General features: G+C 71.5%; 16 protein-coding genes. 1 reads left to right on the top strand and 15 read right to left on the bottom strand.

Annotation, left to right across the window (positions count from 1 at the left end):
• Window positions 1-24: 24 nt before the first annotated feature.
• The 11 genes from ACTOWY_RS18290 to ACTOWY_RS18240 all read right to left on the bottom strand — a co-directional run bounded on the left by ACTOWY_RS18290 (window position 25) and on the right by ACTOWY_RS18240 (window position 10848).
• Entirely contained in the window at window positions 25-2316 is a 2292-nt protein-coding gene (locus tag ACTOWY_RS18290; RefSeq protein WP_441310842.1) for a M64 family metallopeptidase, read from the bottom strand.
• Between the two features lie 110 nt (window positions 2317-2426).
• Window positions 2427-2807, bottom strand: a complete 381-nt coding sequence (gene pcaC / locus ACTOWY_RS18285) for a 4-carboxymuconolactone decarboxylase (RefSeq protein WP_441310841.1) — start codon at window positions 2805-2807, stop codon at window positions 2427-2429.
• Entirely contained in the window at window positions 2800-3576 is a 777-nt protein-coding gene (gene pcaD, locus ACTOWY_RS18280; protein WP_441310840.1) for a 3-oxoadipate enol-lactonase, read from the bottom strand. Before pcaD ends, pcaC begins: the two co-directional genes overlap by 8 nt.
• On the bottom strand, window positions 3573-4949 hold the full coding sequence (locus ACTOWY_RS18275) for a class-II fumarase/aspartase family protein (protein WP_441310839.1): 1377 nt from the start codon (window positions 4947-4949) through the stop codon (window positions 3573-3575). Before ACTOWY_RS18275 ends, pcaD begins: the two co-directional genes overlap by 4 nt.
• Complete coding sequence (gene pcaG / locus ACTOWY_RS18270) at window positions 4942-5508, bottom strand: protocatechuate 3,4-dioxygenase subunit alpha (RefSeq protein ID WP_441310838.1); 567 nt, start codon at window positions 5506-5508, stop codon at window positions 4942-4944. Before pcaG ends, ACTOWY_RS18275 begins: the two co-directional genes overlap by 8 nt.
• Window positions 5505-6242: a protocatechuate 3,4-dioxygenase subunit beta gene (pcaH, locus tag ACTOWY_RS18265; RefSeq protein WP_441310837.1), complete on the bottom strand. Its 738-nt coding sequence runs from the start codon at window positions 6240-6242 to the stop codon at window positions 5505-5507. The genes pcaG and pcaH overlap by 4 nt, the downstream gene beginning before the upstream one ends.
• A gap of 39 nt (window positions 6243-6281) precedes the next feature.
• Window positions 6282-7457, bottom strand: a complete 1176-nt coding sequence (locus ACTOWY_RS18260) for a 4-hydroxybenzoate 3-monooxygenase (protein ID WP_441310836.1) — start codon at window positions 7455-7457, stop codon at window positions 6282-6284.
• A 51-nt stretch (window positions 7458-7508) separates the two neighbouring features.
• A complete protein-coding gene (locus ACTOWY_RS18255; RefSeq protein WP_441310835.1) occupies window positions 7509-8285 on the bottom strand; it encodes an IclR family transcriptional regulator in 777 nt (258 codons plus the stop codon).
• Window positions 8286-8287: 2 nt separating this feature from the next.
• A complete protein-coding gene (locus ACTOWY_RS18250) occupies window positions 8288-9007 on the bottom strand; it encodes an SRPBCC family protein (RefSeq protein ID WP_441310834.1) in 720 nt (239 codons plus the stop codon).
• Entirely contained in the window at window positions 9007-9627 is a 621-nt protein-coding gene (locus tag ACTOWY_RS18245; protein ID WP_441310833.1) for an ArsR/SmtB family transcription factor, read from the bottom strand. Before ACTOWY_RS18245 ends, ACTOWY_RS18250 begins: the two co-directional genes overlap by 1 nt.
• Window positions 9628-9675: 48 nt before the next feature.
• A complete protein-coding gene (locus ACTOWY_RS18240; protein ID WP_441310832.1) occupies window positions 9676-10848 on the bottom strand; it encodes a lipase family protein in 1173 nt (390 codons plus the stop codon).
• A 238-nt stretch (window positions 10849-11086) separates the two neighbouring features.
• On the opposite strand from ACTOWY_RS18240, the gene ACTOWY_RS18235 reads away from it, so the two are divergent.
• The gene (locus tag ACTOWY_RS18235; RefSeq protein WP_441310831.1) at window positions 11087-12274 is read left to right on the top strand and encodes a helix-turn-helix domain-containing protein; all 1188 of its coding nucleotides are present in this window, start codon (window positions 11087-11089) and stop codon (window positions 12272-12274) included.
• 81 nt (window positions 12275-12355) lie between these two features.
• On the opposite strand, the gene ACTOWY_RS18230 is transcribed toward ACTOWY_RS18235, so the two are convergent.
• The 4 genes from ACTOWY_RS18230 to ACTOWY_RS18215 form a co-directional block, all read right to left on the bottom strand.
• A complete protein-coding gene (locus tag ACTOWY_RS18230) occupies window positions 12356-12769 on the bottom strand; it encodes a phage tail protein (protein WP_247757274.1) in 414 nt (137 codons plus the stop codon).
• Between the two features lie 87 nt (window positions 12770-12856).
• A complete protein-coding gene (locus ACTOWY_RS18225; RefSeq protein WP_441310830.1) occupies window positions 12857-14056 on the bottom strand; it encodes a hypothetical protein in 1200 nt (399 codons plus the stop codon).
• Window positions 14053-14694, bottom strand: coding sequence for a hypothetical protein (locus tag ACTOWY_RS18220; protein ID WP_441310829.1), 642 nt, complete (start codon window positions 14692-14694; stop codon window positions 14053-14055). Before ACTOWY_RS18220 ends, ACTOWY_RS18225 begins: the two co-directional genes overlap by 4 nt.
• 77 nt (window positions 14695-14771) lie before the next feature.
• Window positions 14772-16037 carry a DUF6801 domain-containing protein gene (locus ACTOWY_RS18215; RefSeq protein WP_441310828.1) on the bottom strand — a complete coding sequence of 422 codons (1266 nt, stop codon included), beginning with the start codon at window positions 16035-16037 and terminating at the stop codon, window positions 14772-14774.
• Window positions 16038-16130 lie beyond the last annotated feature (93 nt).

The raw sequence follows: 16130 nt of genomic DNA, 5'->3' as shown, positions 1-16130 counted from the left end.
CACCCGCTCCCGTTCCGCCGCCGGTTACCGCAGCACCGCGCACTGACCTGTTGCCGGGCCGACCCCGGTGATCGGGGCGCCCAGGTTGTCCGGAGCGGTCGCGTTGCCCCGGCACTGCACCGGTCCGGTGACCGCCACGCCCGCGAGCACCGGTCCGCGATCGGTCGCCGTGGAATCCGACACCCGCAGCGCGCCCACGATCCGGCCGCCGACCACGGTCACGTCGCCGGTGGTGCCGGTCAGCGCGGCAGGGCCGACGATGGTGGAGTTCAGCAGGTGCACGCCGACCGCTCGGTCGGTACGGACGGGGCCGGTGATGGCCGACTCGGTGGCGACCAGGGTGGCGCCGGGGCTGACGGTGAGTGGGCCGGTGACGGTGGCGGCGTTCAGGCAGGTCACGCCGGTGCTCACGACCAAGGGGCCGGTGTGGCGGCCAGTGATCGTGGTGGTGCAGGCCGGGGGTTCGCGGAGCAGCGTGACGGCGAAGCGGCCGGGGGTGGCGGTGTTGCCCGCGGGGTCGATGGCCCGGTAGTCGATGGTGTGGCGACCGTAGCCGGGGGGCACGTTGTCCCAGGGAGACAGCCTGGGGGTGCCGAGTTTGCCGTAGATCAGGTCGTCGATGTTGGTGCCGTTGGGGGTGAACCGGAACGGCGCGGCGGCGTCGGTGGGCCAGCCGAAGTAGTTGTACCAGCCGTCGCCGTTGGTGCGGAATTCCGGGACCACGAAGCCCTGGGTGTCGTCGGTGGCCTTGAGCCGCATGGTGAAGGGCGCATTGAACACGTACTCCGGATCGCCCGTCGGGGAGGTCCTGGTCAGCAGCGGTTTGGACAGCTCGAAGCTGGTGGCGGGGGCCTGGGCGTCGACTGACCAGGTGCGGGTGGCCGTGCCGGTGGTGGCGGTGAGGGTGTGCCGTCCCGGGGTGAGCTTGAGGGACTTGAGGTTGAGGTCGCGGTTGTCGGCGGTGGTGCTCACCTGGCGGCCGTCCAGGGTCCAGGTGACCGGGGGTTCCTGGGCGGCGGGGCGGGTGGTTTGCACGTAGACGACATCACCGCCGCCTACCGGACGGTTGGTAGGGGTGTGTGCGAGGAAGTCGGCGGGCACGTTCGGGCGCGGGGTGGTGAGGCTGGTGTCGATCGTCCAGGTGCGGGTGCGGGTCAGCGCGGTGGAGGCGCGGATGGCCGGGTCGCGGACGAAGTCGGTGGGGTCGGTGACCGTGGCGAGCAGGGTGTGACGGCCGGGGGTCAGGTTCTGCTTGGCCAGATCCACTGAACGGGAGCCGTTGGTGGCCAACGGTTTGCCGTCCAGGGTCCAGGTGACGGTGAGGCTGTGGCTGACCGGGTGCAGGGGTTCGGCCCACACCACGCGGTCCGCCCCGATGGGTGCGGTGTTCGGGGTGCCGTCCTGCAGGATGCTGGTCTTGCCGGAGAGGCGTTCGACCATGCGTTCCCTGGTGGGCTGGTCGAAGTAGTAGCCCAGGGTCTTCATCATCGAGTGTTTGCTGGGCCGCCACACGCCGGTGCTGGCGTACATCCCGGCCTCGAACCGGCCGATCACGCCGCCGGAGTCGCTGGGCTCGCCGAGCCAGCGCCACCACTTCTTCTTCTGGTCTCGCATTTGCTGCTCGGTGAGCAGGGAGTGGTGCACGGAGTCCGGTTCGCCGCCGGTGTAGGCGCCGCCGCGCACGCCGCGGTTGAGGTAGTCGTACTCGTCCTGCAGCCCGCCAAGGGAGTGGCCCAGCTCGTGCGGGGTGATCAGCGCGGACAGCGCGTTGCCACCGGAGGCGGTGGCGTAGGTGCCGCCCGCACCGCCGTAGGTGTCGCTGTTGGCGATGGCCAGGATCTGCCGGTTGGCGGCGGTGGTGCCGGACACCAGGTTGGCGTAGTTGACCACCGCGGTGCTGTCCACGGTGAGCAGGCGGCGCACCCCGCTGGGATTGCAGCCGCCCCAGAAACCCATGCGCAGCGGGGTGTTGCGGCGCGGCGAGCCGATGTCCGGATCGCAGCTGACGCCGGATTCCGGGGAGGCGATCTCCACCGTGTAGACGTTGAGATAGCTGCGATAGGACTTGAACGGCTCGATCGTCCACAGCACGTTGAGGTGCTTGTCCACGTGCTCGCGGAACTTGGGCAGGTCGGCGCTGGTGTAGCCGTCCGGCACGATCACCAGGTTGAACCGCTTGGCCGGATCGCCGGTGACCTGCACGGGCACCACGGTCCCCGGCGGCGCGGCGGGATCGGCCTTGGCCGGACCGGCGGCCAGCAGCACACTCGAGGCCAGGGCCAGCGCGCCCAGCAGCGCGGCGGTTCGTCTCACCATGGTCGGCAGCCTAGAACGCCCCGGCCCCGGCTCAGCAGTGCCGCCCGTCGACAGTGTTGAACTGTTTTTGGCCAAGTAGGCCACCTGGACCAGCGCGGATCAGCCAGGCGTCACAGCTCGCCCAGCTCGGTCAGCACCCGCTGCGCCACGGCGTAGGCGGCGTTGGCCGCGGGCACCCCGGCGTAGACCCCGGTGTGCAGCAGCACCTCGCCGATCTCGGCCGCGGACAGGCCGTTGCGCACGGCCGCGCGCACGTGCATGGCCAGCTCCTCCTGGTGGCCCAGCGCGGTCAGCAGGGCCAGGGTGAGGCAGCTGCGGGTCCGCCGGTCCAGGCCGTCCCTGGTCCACACCGATCCCCAGGCAGCACGGGTGATGTAGTCCTGGAAGGGGGCGGTGAACTCGGTCGTGCTGGCCACCGCGCGGTCCACGTGCGCGTCGCCGAGCACCTCCCGCCGCACCCGCATTCCCTCGGCGTACTGGTCGTCAGACATCGAGTGCTCCCAGGTGGTCCAGGATCAGCCGGCTGAACTCCGCGGGCCGCTCCACGTTGCCCAGGTGCGCGGCCTGGTCGACCAGGGCGAACCGGGCGCCGGGGATCCGGTCCGCGATGAGGCGGCCGTGTTCGGGTGGGGTGGCCGGGTCCTCGGCGCTGGAGATCACCAGGGTCGGCGCGCTGATCGCGGGCAGCAGCGGGAGCAGGTCCATCCGCTCGATCGCCCCGCAGCAGGCCGCGTACCCCTCGGCGGGGGTCGCGGCGACCATCCCACGCAACTCGGCGGCGAACTCCGGCTCCCGCTGGGCGTAGGCGGGTGTGAGCCAGCGGCTGACCACCGCCTCGGCCACCGCGCCGGTGCCCTCGGCGCGGACCAGACGCGCCCGGTCCGCCCACCCGGATCGCGGGGTCAGATCGGCCGAGGTGCAGCACAGCACCAGACCGCGCACCCGGTCCGGCCGGTGCGCGGCCAGCCACATGCCGACCATCCCGCCCAGGGACAGCCCGGCGAAGTGCGCGTCCGGGAGGTCCAGCTCGTCCAGCAACGCCGCCGCGTCGGCGGCCAGGTCGGCCAGCTCATAGGGCCCCGGCGGCGTCAGCGAGGCCCCGTGTCCGCGGTGGTCGTAGGACATGACCCGGTACCCGGCCGCGGCCAGCGCACTCGCCTGCGGCCGCCACATGCGGCGATCGCTGCCGAGCGAACCGGACAGCACCACGGGTGTCCCGTCCCCGGGCCCGTCCACCACGTACGCCGGAAGGATCGTCACCTGACCTCCTCGTGCCACGCGGCCAGCGCGCGATCGACGAATACCCCGGCGCTGCCCAGATAGCCCGCCGGGTCCAGCAATTCCACGATCCGCTGCCGCGACAACTGTGCCGCCACCACCGGATCCGCGCCGAGCACCGCGGCAAAATCCTCCCCCGCCACCGCCCGCCGCGCACACCGGCCGACCACGTCATGCGCGACCAGTCGTCCCACCCGCCCGGTCAGCGCGGCCGTGACCCGTTCGGCCAGCAGCACTCCCCCGGTGCAGTCCAGGTTCGCCCGCAGCCGCTCGGGATCCACCCGCAACCGGTCCAGGCTCTCCGCCAGCCAGTACGCCGCGGCCCCGGTCACCCGGACCAGCTCGGACAAGGGTCGCCACTCGGCATGCCAGTGCCCAGCCGCCCGCTGGTACTCCTGCGCCCGCAAGGAGAACAAGGTGCCCACCAACCCGGGGGCCTGGGCGGCGGCACCGGCGGCGAGTACCGCGGCCACCGGGTTGTGCTTGTGCGGCAAGGTGGATGAGCCGCCGCTGCCCGGCGGGCCGTCCTCGTGGACCTCGCCGATCTCGGTCTGGGCGAGCAGGGTGATGGTGCGCGCGATTCCGGCCACCGCGCCCGCGAGGTCGCCGAGGGCGGCGGCGATGCTGGTGACGCGGGATCGCTCGGTGTGCCACGGGAGGGTGGGTTCGTCGAGGTCGAGCACTCGGGCCAGGGCGGCGAGCACGACCGGGCCGGTGATCGCGGCAGCGGCCGCCGCGGGCCGCGCGAGTCCCGCCTGTGCGACCTCCGCCAGCGAAGCCAGGGTCCCCGCCGCCCCGCCCAGCTGCACCGCGAACCGCAGCCCGCGCAACCGTTCCCGGGCAGCCGTCAGCGCGGACAGCCACCCCGCCGCCGTCAGCCCGAAGGTCACCGGCAACGCCTGCTGCCCCAGCGTCCGCCCGGCCTGCGGCGTGTCCCGGTACCGCAGCGCCAACTCCGCCGCCCGCACTCCAGCTCTGTCCACAATGGACAGCAGCTCGCCGGTCGCGCGGCGCAGCACCAGCATGGACGCGGTGTCCAGCACGTCCTGGCTGGTCGCGCCCAGGTGCACGTACCGCGCTGCCTCGCCGTCCACCTCGGCGGTGAGGGCGCGCACGAGTGGCGCGGCCGGGTTGCCGACGCCGGTTGCCGCCGCGCCGATCCCGGCTGGGTCGTAGCGGGCCGGATCACAGGCCGCGGCAATGGCTTTGGCGTGTTCCGGGGCGAGCAGACCAGCCTCGGACTGGGCCTGGGCGAGGGCACGTTCGAAGTCGAGCATGGCGTGCAGCCAGGCTTGGTCCTCGACCGCGGCTCGGACCGGGCCGGCGGCGCAGAGCGGGTCGAACAGGTCAGACATCGAAGAACACGGTCTCCTGGTCGCCCTGCAGGCGGATGTCGAACCGGTAGCCGTCCTCGGTGCGCGCGGCGATCAGCGTGGCTCGCCGGTCTGCCGGAACCGTGCGCAGGACGGGGTCGGACTGGTGTTGCTCGCTGTGTTCCGGGAAGTAGACGCGGGTCACCACCCGGTGCAGCAAACCGCGGGCCAGCACCGAGATGTCGATGTGTGGCGCCTGAGCCTGCCCTTGCTCAGCCGATCCCACTTCGACGGGCACCGCACCCGGCACCACGGTGCGCACACCGTAGTCGCCCTCGGCGTTGGTCGTGCACCGGCCGAACCCGCGAAACCCTGGCGCCGCAACGGCTCCGCGCGGATCCGCCGGGTGGTTGAAACGTCCGTCGGCGTCGGCCTGCCAGGTTTCCACCACCGCGTCCGGGACCGGCTCGCCCGCGCCGTCCCGCACTGTGCCACGCAACCATACCGCATCAGGCATACTCGGTGCCACCACGTCCGGGCCGTCCGTCCATGCCAGACCCAGCGCGAGGTAGGGGCCGACGGTTTGGGCGGGGGTGCTCATTCGTCCTCCTCGTCCTCGAAGACCGAGGAGTCGTTGCCGCGCAACACGATGTCGAACTCGAAGGCCAGGGCCCAGTTCGGCTGGGTGCGGTCAAGGTCGAAGCGGGAGACCATGCGTTGCCGGGCGCGCGGGTCGGGCACGGAGTTGAAGATGGGGTCCTGGGCGAAGAGCGGATCGTCCGGGAAGTACATCTGGGTGACCAGGCGCTGGGTGAACGCGGCACCGAAGACGGAGAAGTGGATGTGCGCCGGACGCCAGGCGTTGTCGTGGTTCTGCCACGGGTACGCGCCGGGCTTGATCGTGGTGAACTCGTAGCGGCCCTCGTCGTCGGTGAGGGTGCGGCCGGTGCCGTCGAAGTTGGGGTCGACCGGGGCAGGCCAGCGGTCGCGGACGTGTTTGTAGCGCCCGGCCGCGTTGGCCTGCCACAGCTCGACCAGGGAGTTGCGCACCGGTTTGCCGTTGCCGTCGAGCAGGCGGCCGTGCACGAGGATCCGCTGCCCGTGCGGTTCGCCGGGGTGCTGGCGGGTGAGGTCGTTGTCCAGGGGGCCGACCCGGCCGGGGCCGAGCAGCGGTCCGGTCACCTCGGTCAGCCGGTGTGGTAGAACGATGAGGGGTTGCTTCGGGTGGCGGAGCGCGGTGGACCCGTAGGCCGGGCTGTCCAGCGGTGGATGGGTGCCTGGTGGGTCCCGGTGGTAGCGCGGCAGCGCGAGCCGGTGCCCTTCGGTCGTCGACATCGTCTCCCCTTCTGACTTCAGCGACTTCTGACCTCAGCCTCAGCAGCCGATCGGCAGACCGGCGTAGTTCTGGGCCAGCTCGGTGGCCGCGGCGGTGGAGCTGCGCACCGCGTCGAGCTGGGCGAGTTGCAGGCGGGCGTCGAAATCGTCGCCGTGCCGGTGCAGCATGGTGGTCATCCACCAGGAGAAGTGCGTGCACCGCCAGACCCGGCGCAGCGCGGTGTCCGAATAGGACTCGGCCAGCTCCGGTTTGCCATCTAGGAGCCAGGACACCAGCGCGCGGTGCAGCAGCACCACATCGGCCACGGCCAGGTTGAGGCCCTTGGCGCCGGTGGGCGGCACGATGTGCCCGGCGTCGCCTGCCAGGAACAGCCTGCCGTGCCGGAGCGGGGTGGCGACGAAACTGCGCATGGGCAGCACGCTTTTCTCGGTGATCGGCCCGGTCCTCAGTTGCCATCCGCCGTCCTGCGCGCCGAGCCGGGTGGCCAGCGCGGTCCAGATCCGCTCGTCCGGCCATTCCGCCGGGTCCTCGCCTGGCCGGACCTGGAGGTAGAACCGGCTGATGGTGCTGGATCGCATGCTGTGCATGGCGAAGCCGTCCCGGTGCCAGGCGTAGATCAGTTCGTCGGTGGAGGGCGGCACCTCGGCGAGCACGCCGAGCCAGGCGAACGGGTAGTCCCGGGTCCAGGTCTCGCGCAACGACGCGGGCAGGGCCTGACGACTGGGGCCGTGGTGGCCATCGCAGCCCGCGATCACCTGCGCCTCGACCCGGTGCGCCTGCCCGTCGGCGTCGACGAAGGTGACGTGCGGGCGGTCGGTGTCCACCTCGTGCAGCTCGACCTGGCTAGCGCCGTAGAAGACCGGCCGGTCGGCGCGTTCGCGGGCGGCCATCAGGTCCTTGGTGACCTCGGTCTGCCCGTACACCGACACCGAGCGGCCGATCAGGTCGACGAAGTCCACGTGCTCGCGATGGCCGGGCCACTGGAGGTAGATTCCCCGGTGCCGCAAGGCTTCCGCGCCCAGCCGCTCGCCCACCCCGGCCTCGCGCAGCACCTCGACGGTGCCCGCCTCCAGGATCCCGGCGCGGATGCGGGACTGCACGTGTTCGGCGCTCTGGCGTTCGATCAGCACCGAGTCGACGCCGTCGAGCCCGAGCAGGTGCGAGAGCAGCAGCCCGGCGGGCCCGGCGCCGATGATGACCACCTGGGTGCGCATCCACTCCCCTTTCTCCGTGGACGCACCTTGGCCGCCGCGACCAGCGCGGAGCTACCTCACTTTCATTGAATGAGACACTAGTGGCGCACCGAGTGCGCGGGATATCCCCCGGGCGGCGGTGCGCAGCGCGGGCAGGTGGCCCTGGACCTGGGCGTCGTCGGGCACGATCACCGCGAGCGCGGCGGCCACCTCGTTGTCCGGGCCGCGTACCGGGGCGGCGATGCCGGTGACGCCGTCGTCGATGAACCCGCGGCTGAGCGCGAATCCGCCGCGCCGGACATCGGCCAGGAAGGCGCGCAGCCGGCCGGGATCGGTGATGGTGCGCCGGGTGTAGGCGCGCAGCGGCCCGGTGAGCACGGATTCCTGTAGCTCGGCCGGGGCGTGTGCGAGCAGCACCAGCCCGGCCGAGTTGACGTGCAGTGGCAGCCGCCCGGCGATCCGGATGACGTTGTCCACCGCGCCCGGCGCGGAGAGCCGTTCCAGGAACAGCACCTCGCGGCCTTCGAGGACGCCGAGCTGGGTGTGGTGGCCGACCACGGCCTGCAGGTCCTCCATGAACGGCATGGCCGCCTCGCGCAGGTTCAGCGCGGGCGAGGCGCGGGAGGCCAGTTCCCAGATCCGCAGGCCCAGCCGCACGCTGCGGTCGGGTTCGCGGTGCAGCCAGCCGTGTCCCACCAGCTCCTCGATCAGGCGGGAGGCGGTGGGCACGGGCAGCCCGGCGCGGCGGGCGATCTCCGAGACCCGCAGCGCCGGGGTGTCCGTGCCGAAGGTCTCGAAGATGCGCACCACCCGTGCCAGCACCGATTCCCCGGCTGGCGAATTGGCCATGCTCAGCCCTGTTCGGGGTACAGCCCGTGCAGCCAGACCCGCCAGGCTTCGTTGGTGGCGGGCTGTTCGGCCGGGTAGTAGAAGTGGTGGCCGACCGCGATGGTCATGCCGAGCGGGGCGCGGCCGTGGAAGCGGTAGAGCGCGTCCTCGGTGCGCACCGCGAGGAAGGGGCTGTCCTCGCCCTCGAACCAGTCCACCTCGCCGTCGATGGCGGGCAGGCCCTCGGGTGTGAGGTGCACCCGCTCGCCCAGGGCGGGGTTGTGGTCCAGGCCGAGGCCGCGCAGCAGCACCGGCCACGCCTCGGGTTTGGCGGTGGCCTCCGGACCCTCCGCGGTGATGTAGACCGCGGGCCTGCCGGCGAAGTGCCGGAGGTACAGCGCGAGGGTGTGCAGGTACATGTCCCAGCCGCGGGCGGTCAGGCCCTCGAACTCCGCGCCCCAGTCATCGCTGAGGAAGCCGCTGTGCACGAAGCGGAGCACGGTGCTGCCGCCGTCCCTGGCCTCGATCAGGTACTCGAAGGCGTGAAAGGAACCGTCCGGTCCCGCCGGCGTGGTGATCGACAGGTGTTCGCCCGGCTGCCAGATCTCGCAGGCGCCCTCCTCCGGCGCGGGCTGGGACATGAACCAGCCCTCCAGGCCGGGTCCGGTGGAGATCGCGTCCCACACCTGCTGCGGCGTGGCCGCCAGCTCGACTTCCTTGCGCAGCTCGAACTTCCGGCCCATTACGACTCCTTGTCAGTGTTGTGGTCAGGGGATTCCAGCACCGGCTGGACGCTCGGGTGCACCGCGACCAGCACCCGGTGGGTGCGGCCGCCCGCCGCGGTCTCATCGTGGTACTTGCCCACCAGCCCGGCCACCGCAGCGGCCAGTTCCCGCGCGAACGCGGCCCGATCGGTGGCGGAGGCGAAGCGGATCTCGCCGTCGAGGGCGAAGGTCGCCAGGGGTTTCCCGGCCTTGCGGCTGCCGGTGATGAGCCTGCCGACGTCGCGGACGAGGCGGGCGGCCAGGGCGAGCAGCCAGCGCGCGGACAGCTGGTCCGGCGCGCGGGCCGGATCGGGCTGCACCGCGGACAGGGCGTCGGGCGAGATCACGTAGGAGGCGGCGGTGGCCCGCAGCACCCGTTCGGTGAAGTTGCCCTTGCGCCGCTCCTCCACCAGCTCCACCAGGCCGTGTTTCTCCAGTTCACGCAGGTGGTAGTTGACTTTCTGCCGCGGGATGCCGACCCGGGCGGCCAGGGTGCTGGCCGAGCCTGGCTCGACGAGTTCGGCAAGCAGACGCGACCGCAGCGGATCCAATGAGATCTCCGCCGCGGCCGCGTTCTCGATCACCGCTACCTCAAGCATGCGGCAATACTGGCTTGGACAAATTTTTTTGTCAAGGCTTCCCGGTGATCAGCACCCGGAGGTGGCTGGCACCCCGGCGAAGCGGTCGGCGAGGAAGCGGTGCGCGGCCTCGTTGCCGGTGTAGACCAGGGTGATGTGATCACTGGGGTAGCCCTGCCAGCGCGCGTTGACGCCGAGCCGGCAGTAGTCCGCGAACAGCTCCCGGGCTTGGGGCTGGTGCACGAGTTCGTCGTTGTCGGCGTGGTACTGGAACACCGGCACCGGGATTTTCTTGCCGCCGAGCTTGTTCTCCCGGACCCTGGCCAGCCACTGCGGGGTCAGCACCGGGCTGCTGGTGGTGTGCTCGCTGAGCTTGCCCTTCGGATACCAGGTGAGCAGTTCGAGGGTGCAGGCCTCGCGCCGCATCCGGGCGAACTCGGTGCGCCCCTTGTCGTTGAGGTAGTCGTTGAGCTTCAGCTCCGGGTAGGCCTGGTCCAGGCCCATCAGCGCGTAGGCGAGCACGCCGTAGCCGGGCTTGCCCTCCAGGGGCAGCGCCACCTGGATCAGGTCCGCCGGCACGCCGCCGCCGACCACGCCGACCAGGTTCAGCTCCGGCGCGTAGGCCGGCTGGGTCTCCCCCGCCCACATGGCCGCGCCGCCGCCCTGGGAGTAGCCGCGGAAGGCGACCTTCGCGTTGGCGGACAACCCGGCCGCGGGCAGGCGCAGCGCGGCCCGGACCACGTCGATCACCGCGGCGCCCATGGAGCGGCCGACGATGTAGGTGGTGCGCGGTTCGGGGGTGTAGCCCTCATAGTCGGTGATCGCGACCGCGTAGCCGCGATCCAGGAGGTCGTTCACCGCGGGCTGTTCGTAGAGCGCGCCGACGTTGACCATCGCCGAGGGGGTGCAGCGGAAGGCCGGTCCGTGGGTGCCCACGGCCAGGCCGACCACCGGCGCGGTCTTCGGGTCGGCGTTCTTGGGCACCAGCACCGTGCCGGTGACCGCGTGCCGCTGCCCGAGGGCGTTGGTGGACAGGTACATCACCTGCCAGGCCCTGGCCTTGTCCCGGGTGGGCGGGTTGTCCGAGACCCGGGAACGCACCAGGTCGCCGGGCGCGCCGGCGGGCAACGGGTCCGGCGGCTGGTAGAAGCTGTCCGCGAGCGCCACCGGCGACGGCAGCAGCGCCGCCACCAGCAGGGCGCCGGACAATGCCAGCAGGACACGGCGAATGGAACGTGACATCGCTCGACCTCCGAGCCGCACGACTAGTCTGAAAACAGGGAATTGGCCAGCTGGCCGACCCCGCAAAACTACCACTCACCCCGGGGCGCCCGAAGTACTATTCTTTGTCACCTGATCACAAAAACCGGTTCCGGAAACGCGCACCTCCACACGACGACCTCACACGAACAGGCGACGTCGGCTGACAGAGAAATGTTCACATTTGACAGAAATGCCGGATACTCGGCTAATACACGGTATGCGACTGGCGAGTCGACTGTGGTCGACCATCCCGAAGGAGTTCGCCCGCCCGTTCCGCCCGCACGTGGCGCGCATGACCGCGGACATGATCCAGGAGATCCGGCGGGCGGTGCCGGAGTACGAGGCGCTGCTGGGCAGCCAGCACGAACCGGTCATCATCGAGTCCACCGAGAAGGCCATCCTGCACTGCATCGACAACCTCGGCGACCCGCAGTTCCGCAGCGACGAGTGGGCGAGCTACCTGCGCCACCGGGGCCGGGTGGAGTTCCAGGAGGGCCGCAGCGCCAACGCCTTGCAGACCGCCTACCGGGTCGGCGGCAAGGTCGCCTGGCGGCACGTCTGCGCGGTCGGGCAGAACCTGGGCTTCCCGTCCGAGCTGCTGTTCGTGGCCGCCGAGGCGATCTTCGCCTACGTCGAGGAGCTGTCCGCGCTGGCCGTGGAGGGCTACACCGAGGCCCAGCGGCAGGCCGCGGGCAGCCGGGAGCGCCGCAGGCGGCGGCTGCTGGAGCTGATCCTGACCGAACCGGCACCGTCCCGGCGGGTCCTGGTCGAGCACGCCGAGGCGGCCCGGTGGACCATGCCGGACTCGGTGGTCGCGGTCGCCCTGGAACCCCGCGGCGACCAGCACACGCTCAGTCCGCCCGCGCTGGACCCGGAGGTGCTGGTCGATCTGGAGGGCGAGGTGCCCTGCCTGGTCACCGCCAACCCGGAGCGGCACCTGCGCAACCTGGCCCGCAACCTCAACGGCTGGCGGGCCGCGGTCGGCCTGCCGGTGCCACTGGCCGAGGCGGCGATGTCCCTGCGGGGTGCGCGGCGGGCCCTGCGGCTGCTGCAGCGGGACCTGCTGCCGGACCACCCGGTCACCTGGTGCGCGGACGAACTGCCCACGCTGTGCCTGTTCGCCGACGAGTTCCTCATCGGTGAGCTGGCCCGCCGTTGCCTGACCCCCCTGGACGACCTCACGCCCAAGCAGCGCCGCCGCCTGGCCGACACCCTGCTGGCCTGGCTGAGCAGCCGCCGCAACGCCCTGGAGATCGCCGCCGACCTGGACGTGCACCCGCAGACCGTGCGCTACCGGTTGCACCAGCTGGAACGCCTCTTCGGCGACCGCCTCACCGACCCGGACCAGCGACTCGCCCTGGAACTGGCCCTGCGCGCCGAGCGCCTGCTGCACCCGAGTCCGTGACCGCCGCCCGCCCACTTGGGCCAACTCGTACGCCCAGTTGGGCCAACCCGGCGTACGAGTTGGGCCAACTGGGCGGGCGGGTCAGTGGTACTCCACGCTCATGGATTCCGCGCACATGGTCAGCTCGGCGATGGCCACCTGGTCGTGCCTGGTGTCGAAGCTGGGCGCGGCGATCCGGGTCGGGTAGGCGCTGCGTACCCGCCAGGTGACCAGCAGTTCGGGGCCGGGATCGTTGGTCAGGCTGATCGCCAGGTCCCGCTCGGCGACCCGGTCGCCCCAGGCCGAGCCCAGCCAGTCCCACAGCTCACCGCGTGCCGCGCAGACCCCGCGGGTCAGGGTGAAATCGACGTTGTGCCTGCGCGCGCCGATCGGTTCCCGCCCGGTCTGCAGACCGGTGACCCGGACGAACGCCATGACGTCGCCCTCCACCGCCACCCGGAACCGATAGGACGGCATCGGTGGACGCCTGGTGGTCAGTTCGGCCGACGTGCGCATGGGGAGCCCTCTCACCTGGAAGAAGATCAGACCCCAGCATGCGACGACGCTCAGTGACGCCGCCGTGACGTGGCGCACAAACCGGCCTCACGGACGCAACCGCAATGTGGTGATCACCCGGTTGTCCGGCCCGGCGACCAGGCCGGTGAACAGCGGACTCAGGTCTTCCCGGACGCCGCAGCCGGTGAACGGCGGGATCTCGAAGACCGAGGTGTAGCGGTAGTCGGTGTTCGGCAGGATCGGCAGCTCGCCCTGGAGCCGGAACACCGCGGGCGCGCTGGTCCGGCAGTGCGCGCCGACCTCCACCGGCACGGTGTCCTGGCGGACGTCCCGCAGCCGGATCCGCAGCGGCACGGTGATGTCGAGTTTGCCGCCGGGGAGGGTGCCGGTGGCGGGGCCGTCGGGCTCGAACTCGAGGGTGGCGGTGTGCGGGACGAAGCCGAGCACGATGAAGTATGACCTGGTCGGCGGGATGGCCAGGGTGCCGGCGAGCTTGCCGGTGCCGAGGTTGACGGTGGTGTTCATCAGGCCGGGGGTGGTGGTGACCTCGGAGCGGAGCTTGCGGATCGTGGCGGTGGTGCGGACGTCGTGGCGGAGTTCGATCTCGGCGTCCGGGGCGGCGCCGGGGATCAGCGGGGGCGGGCAGGGAGCCTGGCTGGTGGACGGGCCGGTGCTCGGCGGTGGACTGGGGCTGGGTGACGGGCTGGGCCGGGTGGTCGGGGACGGGGTGAGGTGGCTCGTGGGTGGCGGGCTGGACGGGGTGGGGCTCAGGCTGACCTGGGAGGACGTGCTGGTGGCGGCGGGGTCAGGGTCGGTGGCGCCCGGTTGCCCGGCGGCACCCGGGATCGCGACCCGGGGCGGCGAGGCCGCGCCCAGGATCGCGGCGCGCGGGAACGCGCCCTGGGGCTGGATCGCGGCGCGCGACCCAGCCTCCGGCGGCCCGGCGGGTGCTGCCTGCGCCGATCCCGGAGTCGTCGGAGACCCCGGGATCGGCGCGGCCTTGCGGTCGGCCGGCGGCTCGATGGCGGACCGGGCCGCCGGCCGGTCACCGGGCAGTGGTGCCCGGCGTCGCGGGGCCGGGGTGGCGGCGCCGGTCGGGCAGGGACCTGCCTGACCGGCGCCGCTCGCGGCCGGATCGGGATGTGGTCGCGGGCTCTGGTCGGCGGGTGCGGCCCCGGCGGTGATCACCACGGCTGTGGTGGCCAGCACGGTGGCGAGACCGGCCCACCGCCAGCGCCACTGCCTAGCGGCGGGTGACGCCCTGGTCAGCGCGGGGCCGGGGCTCATTTGGGGGCCGGGAGGGTGGGGAACTCGGCCAGCTGGTCGGGGGTCGGCGGATCCACCACAACCGGGGCACCCCAGTCGTGGAAGTCCGCCGAGACGGCGCCGATCGAGGCCCGCACCGGCCGGTCGTTGCCGTCCACCGACAACAGGACACTGTGCCCGGCCGGCACGGCAACCTCGTAGCGCACACCTTCGGGTGCGGTCTTGGCCGAGGCCAGGCTGGCGCCCGCAGGGACCAGCTTGCGCGGGTCGGACAGGTCGCGGATGCGCTCGGCCACCTCCGCCATCGGCTTGGCCAGCTCGGCGCCGTCGCCGGTGAGCCGCAGCCAGGATCTGGCGCCCGGTGCGCGGTGGTCATCGGGGATCCGGACGTAGGACGCGCCGGGCAGGAACGCGTACGTCACGGGCTGACCACCGGGTTTGGTCAGTTCGCACCGGGCGCTGGTGGTGTCCCGGCGGCACACGGCCTTGCCGGTCACCCCCAGATCGAGGTCGACCGCCACCGACTTCTGCGTGTCGGCGGCGGTGCTGATGGCCCTGGCCAGGGCTTGCGCGTCCGGATGGCCGGGCGCGGCGGCGGGCGTGCTGCTGCACGCGGTGACCGCGAGCAGTAAGAGCAGAGCGGGGATGGTGGCGCGCATCAAGGCCTCCGGCAGGCAGGGGTGGGACCCGGGTGCGGACGGGCTGGCGGCGAACGCCGTCCGCACCCGGGGGCTGGTTACGCCTTCTTCAGGTCGAGCGTGATCGTGTTGCCGGGACCGGAGGTCACGGCGCTGACCACGTTGGTGATGAAGGCGCCACACCCGGCGAAGGCCGGGATCTCGTAGTCGCCGGTGAGCGTGCCGCCGACCATCGGGTTGAAGTTCGGACCCGAGTTGAGCGCGATGTCAGCGGGCTTGGTGGTCTGGCAGGTGTTGCCGAGGACCACCGGGATGCCCCAGATCCGGATGTCGGGCAGCCGGATGGTGACCTTGGAGCTGGACTTGACCACGCCGCCGGTGAAGGTGCCGGTGGTCTTGCCGACGGGCAGCAGTTCCACCACGGACTCGGTGGGAATGAACCCGAAGAGCTTGAAGCTGGCCTTGGTCTTGGGCAGGGACAGATCGCCGGTGAGCGCGCCGGAGGTCAGGTTGACCTTGGCGGCGAACTCACCAGGGCCGAGCACGACCGGGGTGTTGAGCTTCTTGATGTGGGACTTGCCGTTGAGGCCGTAGCTGATCTCCAGGTCCGCAGGCGGCGGGGTGGTGGAGGTCGAGGTCGGGCTGGTCGTGGTGCTCGACGGGCTGGTCGTGGTGCTGGTCGGCTTGGTGGTGCTGCTGGAGGTCGTGCTGCTGGTCGTCGTGGTGGTGGTGCCAGGCGGCAGCACGTCGACCTCGTACAGCCTGGTCTTCTGTGCCGGATCGGTCTTCTTGATGGTGCAGGCCGAATCGAAGGTGCCAAGGCCGGTCGGCGTGCCGTCGGCCTTGAGCGGGGTGAGCGTGGTCAGGAAGTCACCGACGTCGATCGTGGTGCGGCCCGGGTTGGGCAGCGCGAAGGACGGGGCCTTGCCCTTGGCGATGACGTCGAAGGGACCCGAATCCGGGATCGGGGTCTTCGGGAAGGTCATCGGCACCTTGAGGTCCAGGGCGAGTCCGGCGTTGTCCAGCTTGGTGTCCGCGGTCGCCTTGCCCTCGATGGTGGCCGCCGAGACCAGTTTCAGTCCGGCGGTGGCATCGGCCGGCACGGTGGCCACCGCGGTCACGTCCACCTCGGGGGTGGGCTGACCGGCCACCGGCTTCTCCGGCAGACCGGTCACGGTGATCTTGACCGACATGTCCTTCACGCCGATCAACGGGAACGGGCAGCTGTACACCAGGGTCAGCTCGGCCGGGGGTGCGGCGATGCCGGTGCCCGCGCCCGCCAGCACGCCGGCCGTGGTCAGCATCGCCCCGACGGTCACCGTGGCCAGTGCCCCGGCAAGCCTGCTGCGATTGTTCATCTTCATTGACTCCTCATCGCACGGGATTGGCTCACCCCACCCAACGCCATTCCCGGAAGCAAGGTTACGCGGCAATTTCTGGAATTCGTTTTCTTGTCA

It is taken from the genome of Crossiella sp. CA198, from assembly GCF_052078295.1.
In the GTDB taxonomy this organism is placed as follows: Bacteria; Actinomycetota; Actinomycetes; order Mycobacteriales; family Pseudonocardiaceae; genus Crossiella.
This window is presented reverse-complemented; position numbering and strand designations above follow the sequence as displayed.